We start from the raw sequence: 6,824 nt of genomic DNA on the forward strand, positions 1-6,824 counted from the left end.
CTGTAGTTTCTCTATTTGTTTGGGATTGAGATGGTTTTTTGCTGGCATTTTTGTATTAATTGACTAAACTAAATTTTAATTATACCCTATTTAAAGGCACAACAGCTTATCACACTTATTTAATAAGAAGTCTCATGGTTAACTTACTCAGACCGCCCAGTGTTTCTTCAAGTTCTCGCTTCGGTACTGTAAGTAGGTAAGCGGGATTAAACACAGCTATGTAACAGTATGTAGCCCTGTCAAGGTGAATGTCGAGCTTGGTCTAGAAGCCTTGCTGTAGAAAGATGACGGTGATGTGAGTTAACAATCAAAGGTGGTTTCTTCTTCTTGGGGGAGCGCGGCTGCTTGAGGAAAGACTTCAAATTCACTCGCCCGGCCAAATCCAACAGAAAATCGGCTAATTGAGATAGGGACAAAGCCTTCAGATGTGACCAATTATCAGGTTCACAGGCTATAGTCATACCCCGATAAGTCCCTTGAATTTCATCGACTAAGTAGAATTCCGAAAGACTCGACTCAATTTTACCGATACCATGTACACTTCCCAACGCTCTTCGGACAACAGCTAAAATATTGTAAGAAACCAGAGCTAGACAAAAAGAAAACAAGGCAGCTTTCGGATAACCCAAGGTTTGAATTTCGCCCTCGAAATTCTTAGTCACCGTTTGAAACAAAGTCTCCACACTCCAACGTCCTCGATACAATTGGGCTACATCGGTCGCACTGGCAACAGTTTGAGGTAGGCTAGTAAGAATGGCTATTTCTCCCTCGCCATTACGAGTAACTTTTTTCAACCGCAATACTACCCGTCGTACTTTCAAAAAGTTACCCCCGTAGGTCTGAGCAACTGTTTGTTCAAAAATAGCTCCAGTCTCTACATCACCTTGAAATTCCAATTCACTGATTGCTTGCTGTGGCAGAGTTTTATGTTCTCGGATCAAAAAATCAGAAGAGGCTTGACAGATACCAAATAGAAACCCTTGAGTACACATATTGCGATCGGCAATCCATAATTCACCAGCTTTGACCCGCTGTAAGACCGATTCAAATAAAGAACGTTCCTGAGCGTGACCATCCTCACAAGGAAACACATCAATCGCCATTCTCAAGTCTGGGTCAAGTACCACCAAAGACTTGCCAGGCAAAGCTTTCGCTGCATAAGGCTTCAAGACTTCGAGCCGATGATCTGTTGCAGCTAAACAATTACCATCAATGATTCTGAGTTGATAAGGAGCTAGTAACTTTGGTGGCTCACCTTCGAGAAACTGCATCACAGTAGTCATAGAAGCAGCAGTTTCTCGCAATAGTGCAGCACTCACATCTACTTCAATACCATTAAGTTTGTCATAGACAGCAGTTCGACTGACATTAAGCTGCGATGCTTTGGCTCGGTATGCAGCATTCACGGAAGGATAGATGCCACAAACTACCAGGCTCATTAAATCTACGATGCTGGAGAATAGGAGTTCTCGCGTGTACTGGCTCTTGGCATGATTCTCAAATATAGAGTCGAGTTGTTCTGTGTTCAATACTCGTTCCATTAAGCCTCGTATCATTACACTGACAGGACTCTGCTTGACAAATCTCTCAAAGATGGCATCTAACATTTACTCAGTCCTCCTAAATGCTGCTTGATGGCGTGAGCCAAAAGCTTGCACGCTAGTCATAGAAAGCTTCAACCATTATACCGATGCTAAAAAAGTCGAAGACAACAGTAACAGTCGCACTCCATAAGTCTAAGGAGTGAAGTTGCCAAGCTTTTCACGACTCGACCGTTGCCGTTCAAAATTCACTAAAATTGCCGTTCAGAGGAACACCTTGACAGGGCTAGCAGATTATCGGTTATGTAGGGGGAACTCATATAAGCGAGGATGAACGAAGCAGCCGTGCAGATGCTCTTGAGTCGGCTGGTGCCCACCAAGTTATCGAGCGGATGCACGACCTTATCGGTCTATTATCACCAACCCCAGTGTAAAGACACGGGGCATCAGGCGATCGCTTGATGCCGTTAGTTAGGATGGTGAAAAATGGCGTTGCTGAATATCAAGAATTCTGGGCCATCGAACGCTTCACTTTATGAATCCAACCTTGGCTCAGACTCAACACCTGCGAATAAGACAAGTCCGTATCTAACACCAAATCAAATACAGACGGCTTAACTAAACGGGGAAACAATCGATGAAATAGCCTTCCGATCGTCAACCGCAAGAAAAACTCAACCACCAACAACTTCGTGCGAGGAAACGAATAATTTGATAACTCTTGCAAGGCATGGGCATCCGGGACTCGTTGCTCTGAAAACTGCGGCAAAACCTTCCCCCAATCATCCCCATACTGCTCCAACAATTGTCCCAAAATCAGCACATCTTCTAACGAAGAATTACACCCCTGCCCAATCGAGGGAGACACCGCATGAGCAGCATCGCCAATCAGCAACACACTATCGCCCTCATGAAAGCGATCGCAGCGTACCGTTAGCACCTTTGCCACTGGACGCTTCAACAACGCTTCCGCTTCTTCCCACGACATCAACTGACCAAACAGCGGGAAATTTTCCTCAAAAAATGCCTTGACTTCTTCTTTCGTGGATAATCCTTCTAGGGGATTAGTCTGTGCCTCAAAAATAATCACGCCACTCAACTGATCTCCTGGCTGGGGTACCATCAGCATCCGGGTTTTATTATTCAAATTCCAGGCATGGACTTTATTCGGTTCTAACTCCACTCCGGTAGTCGGATTGAGCCGACTTAAAAACACAGATTTATAGGCATCCGGAATATAGTTTTGGGAACACGGCAAGCCTGCATTCTCGACTAAATACTCTCGAATTTGCGATCGCGCCCCATCAGCACCCACCAGTAGATCGTAGTGAACGGTAAAGCTATCTCCTTCTGAAGGTTTCAACATCACGGTTTTAGCCGTTGCATCCACAGCCGTACATTCACAGTTGAAATGTACTTTAACCTGATTCGGATTAGAGGTTTCGGTTAATTGCTTTAACAGAATCGTCACGAGGCGATTGCGATCAATTGTGAGAACCGGATTTTCGCGAGGAATCCGTCGGGATTTGCCCTTTTTCCGATAAATAATCGTCCCGTGACAGAACACACTTTGAGCGGCGATCGCCTCCTCTAACCCAGCAATGGCTCGAATGGCTTTTCTGCCCCGTTCCTGAAGCGAGAGCGGAAATGTGCGGTTTCCAGAAACATCAGTCAACCGAGGATCGGGACGACGTTCATAGATATCAATATGATAGTTGCCCCGACGCAATAAATAATGTGCCAGTAGCAGTCCAGCCGGACCCGATCCAATAATCACAACGTTTTGAACCATAGGGGTTTACCGAATACGATGAGTTGATGTACCGAACTTTATTATGCTTCCCGGCAGAGCCCCGACTTCTGAATCAAATTGATTCAGGGCAATCATGGTTTCAACAAAGAAGTGGGGGTCTGGGTTGTCTTTTCATCTGCGATCGGCAACCCCTGAAAAGTTAGCTAAACAGACGGGAATCCCCACACTATATCGCTTCGATTAGTGTGGGATGACTCGTCGCGTTTCGCTGTGGATTCCGGGAGCATCCCGGTTTTGCAAAAGCCTCAAATGGCCAAGAGGTCGTTGAGGTAAGCACAACGAAGTTTTAGCATTTGATTGACATTTTTTTTCAACCATTGAGATCCAGAAATTTTTAACCTTCTATCTATTTGTTTAACCGTCGATTCCACCGCTCCTGAGCCTCGGCGAACAAATCTTGTCTTGTGATAATTGCTCATAGTTAACAATTCGATAGCGATGTTTTTCTAGATAGTTACAAAACTTTTGGGCGGTTTTTTTTGGCATCGACTTAAATAAGTCAAGGGTTCGGTCGCTCTGACCTTGCCACAAAAATTCCTTGGCTTTAGCTAGGCGTTTTAACGACCCTCCCACTTTATACAAATTTTCAATTAAATGATACCAATCTAAGATTTCGCGTCGGGTTTTACCCGGATTCAACTGGCTAATAATCTTCCATATTCCCTCATGTCCATCACCTAAACATGTTAATAAATCGGCTAAAGGTTGATGATTTATATAGTTAATTAACGCTTCATTCTCTTGATAAAAAGCCCCATAATAACTTTCATGTAACCGCACAGCCTTATAATCTTGCCAATGAGAGCCTTCTCCCCAATTCCCTCTCAGACGGACTTTCCCTCCATCTATGCTAGTTTCCTTAACCTCAATTTTGGCTAGAGGTTCTGACCATTCTTGTTTTTCTACTAATCGATGCAAACAAGTGTGTCCAATCTTGACTCCCGTCTGAACTTCCATTTCTTGGGCAGCATTTTCGTAGGAAAGATTAGCAATTTGACGGAGACAGCATTTTTCAAATAATGGAGATAATCTAGTTGATTTCTTAACCTCTAATTTTTTGGCCTGTTTTTCAGTAATTCTTAGTTCACCAATACAACTTTTTACTGTGCGAGGTCGTCCTTGTTCTGTTCCCGTTGCTTGTTTGATAAAAAAAAACCGATTTGAGGACCGATTTTTTCAAGCCATTGTTGCCTGAGATGCTTTTCAATATTTTCCAGACTGGTCAGTTCACACCGCGGTGTATTGTTATACAAAATTTTAGCAATTTCTGCCGTACAGGATTGCAACCGCTCTAGTTCTTCAGGGGTCATGGCTCTTTTTCTCGACTTTTTTTGACGCTTCTATTGATTTTAACTATTTTACGCTGATTTGGATATTTTTACAAAACCGGGATGCTCCCGTGGATTCCACCCGTCAACCAATTCAAAACTATGTTTTGATCGGTGGGCGGGTGGATGACGAGACAAACAAACTCTTTATTCAGCGGGTCTATTTTGTCCTTCAATATACTTTTTTAATTGTTCCACGGTTACGCCGCCACAGGAAACAATAAAATATCCATTCGTCCAAAAAACATCTTTCCAGTAGGTGTTTTCAACTTCTGCCACGAACTCTTTCCGCAAATACCGACTAGATACTGTCTTGAGGTTATTTATAAGTTTGCTTGGCTCAGTCTGCGGGGTGTACTGAAGTAGTAAATGTACGTGGTCGCGTTCACCATTGAATTCTACCAATCTTCCTTCCCACTTTTCCATGAGATTCTTAAAAATCTCCTCAAGTCTTGTCAACATTAAATCCGTCAGCACTTTCCGCCGATACTTGGTCGTCAACACTAAATGACACTTGAGGTCGGAAACTCCTCTAGCTTTATGGATAAAATCTTCCCTCATGCACTTGACACTAAATAATGTGTTCTGATACATTAACACTAATTGATGCGTACCGACTGCGATCCAATATTTGCTACTCAATGAGAACGGCTTACCAATACAAGCTACGTCCAACAAAACAACAGGTCATTGAGCTAGACAGATGGCTATCCATGCTATGCGCTCAGTACAATTATCTGTTGACTGACAGATTTAATTGGTACGAACAGAATCGTTCTCCTGTTAACGCTTGCCCTCTCGTCTGCCACCTACCTGAACTGCGAGACAATCCTGATTATTATTCGCAAAAGAAAACGTTACCTCAACTCAAGAAAACGCATCCTTGGTATAGGGAGATATATTCGCAAGCCCTTCAAGATGTAGTTAAGCGAGTTAAGATAAAATTTGACCGTTTCTTGAAAGGTGACAGCAACGGGAAACGTAGCGGGAAACCTCGTTTCAAGGCTCGCAATCGCTATCGCACCTTTACGTATCCACAGGTGAAAGAGGGATGTTTACATGGCAACTTGATTAACTTGCCGATGTTTGGGAAAGTTAAAATTGTCTTGCATCGCCCTATTCCTGACGGGTTCAAAATCAAAACCGCATCGGTCACCAAGAAAGCTGACGGTTACTACCTTACACTCTCCCTGGAAGACAAGACAGTTCCAGAAATTAAGTCAGGCTTCGATCCTCGTTCGATAACAGGTATTGACGTAGGACTTAAGGAGTTTTTGACAACCTCTGAGGGTGAAACAGTCGCTATTCCCCAGTATTACCGTAAAGATCAAAAACGCTTACAGGTAGTTCAAAAGCGAGTGTCACGTCGCAAAAAGGGGAGTAATCGTAGCCGTAAAGCCATCAAACAACTGGGTAGACAACATAAAAAAGTTGCAGATAAGAGAAAGGATTTTAACTTTAAGACAGCTAATTGGCTGCTATCAAAATATGACGTAATCGCGCACGAGGATTTAAACGTCAAAGGTCTAGCTCGTACAAGATTGGCTAAATCCGTGTTGGACGCTGGGTGGTCAAGCTTTCTGTCGATATTGGCAAACAAAGCTGAAAATGCTGGTTTGTTGGTTATCCCAGTAAGTGCCCACAATACTTCACAAGATTGTTCTAATTGCGGTGAGAAAGTACCAAAAAAGCTGCATATTCGTTGGCATGACTGTCCATACTGTGGATGTAGTCTAGACCGCGATCATAATGCAGCAATTATTATTAAAAATAGAGCGGTGGGGCAACCCGTTCTTAAAGCTGAGTTAATGTCCTATGCAATAGCAGGAGTCCCTGAGAAGCCTACACCAATGGTGACAGCTTGTGTTGGTGTAGGAGTTGTCACATATTCTCAAGAATAGCCTGGGCGACAACTTCATCGGCGATCGGTTTTGCGATCGACTTGCCATGCAGAGCCGCCAAAATTGACTCCACCTTTTTCACCCATCCTGCAATACTGATAATAAGCCGTCATCACAAGGTCCTAAATTAAGATGAACAGCAATACCAGCACAGGCTCAACAATTAAGGAATGAAAATTTAATAACTTCACCATCTACTCAATTGTCGGAACTGCACGGTAGTTCCATTTTGGCAAATATT

General features: G+C 43.4%; 4 protein-coding genes and 1 pseudogene. 1 reads left to right on the forward strand and 4 read right to left on the reverse strand.

Features of this window, described 5'->3' with window-relative positions; translation table 11 throughout:
* Positions 1-239: 239 nt before the first annotated feature.
* The 4 genes and pseudogenes from QUB08_RS30935 to tnpA all read right to left on the reverse strand — a co-directional run bounded on the left by QUB08_RS30935 (position 240) and on the right by tnpA (position 5,243).
* The gene (locus QUB08_RS30935) at positions 240-1,607 is read right to left on the reverse strand and encodes a transposase (protein ID WP_333230006.1); all 1,368 of its coding nucleotides are present in this window, start codon (positions 1,605-1,607) and stop codon (positions 240-242) included.
* Between the two features lie 436 nt (positions 1,608-2,043).
* Positions 2,044-3,333 (reverse strand): NAD(P)/FAD-dependent oxidoreductase, encoded by a 1,290-nt coding sequence (locus QUB08_RS30940; RefSeq protein WP_333230008.1) that lies wholly within the window; start codon positions 3,331-3,333, stop codon positions 2,044-2,046.
* A 266-nt stretch (positions 3,334-3,599) separates the two neighbouring features.
* Positions 3,600-4,664, reverse strand: a pseudogene (locus QUB08_RS30945) (ISKra4 family transposase).
* A 165-nt stretch (positions 4,665-4,829) separates the two neighbouring features.
* Positions 4,830-5,243: an IS200/IS605 family transposase gene (gene tnpA, locus QUB08_RS30950; RefSeq protein WP_333230013.1), complete on the reverse strand. Its 414-nt coding sequence runs from the start codon at positions 5,241-5,243 to the stop codon at positions 4,830-4,832.
* Between the two features lie 80 nt (positions 5,244-5,323).
* Between tnpA and QUB08_RS30955 the strand changes: the two genes are divergently transcribed.
* Positions 5,324-6,583: a transposase gene (locus tag QUB08_RS30955; RefSeq protein ID WP_333230011.1), complete on the forward strand. Its 1,260-nt coding sequence runs from the start codon at positions 5,324-5,326 to the stop codon at positions 6,581-6,583.
* The last annotated feature ends 241 nt before the right edge of the window (positions 6,584-6,824 follow it).

The organism is Microcoleus sp. BR0-C5, assembly GCF_036705045.1.
GTDB lineage: Bacteria > Cyanobacteriota > Cyanobacteriia > Cyanobacteriales > Microcoleaceae > Microcoleus.

Excerpts from the sequence above, each read along its gene's own strand:
- QUB08_RS30935 (WP_333230006.1), bottom strand. The coding sequence starts at position 1,607 with ATGTTAGATGCCATCTTTGAGAGATTTGTCAAGCAGAGTCCTGTCAGT.
- QUB08_RS30955 (WP_333230011.1), top strand. The coding sequence starts at position 5,324 with ATGAGAACGGCTTACCAATACAAGCTACGTCCAACAAAACAACAGGTC.
- QUB08_RS30940 (WP_333230008.1), bottom strand. The coding sequence starts at position 3,333 with ATGGTTCAAAACGTTGTGATTATTGGATCGGGTCCGGCTGGACTGCTA.
- tnpA (WP_333230013.1), bottom strand. The coding sequence starts at position 5,243 with ATGAGGGAAGATTTTATCCATAAAGCTAGAGGAGTTTCCGACCTCAAG.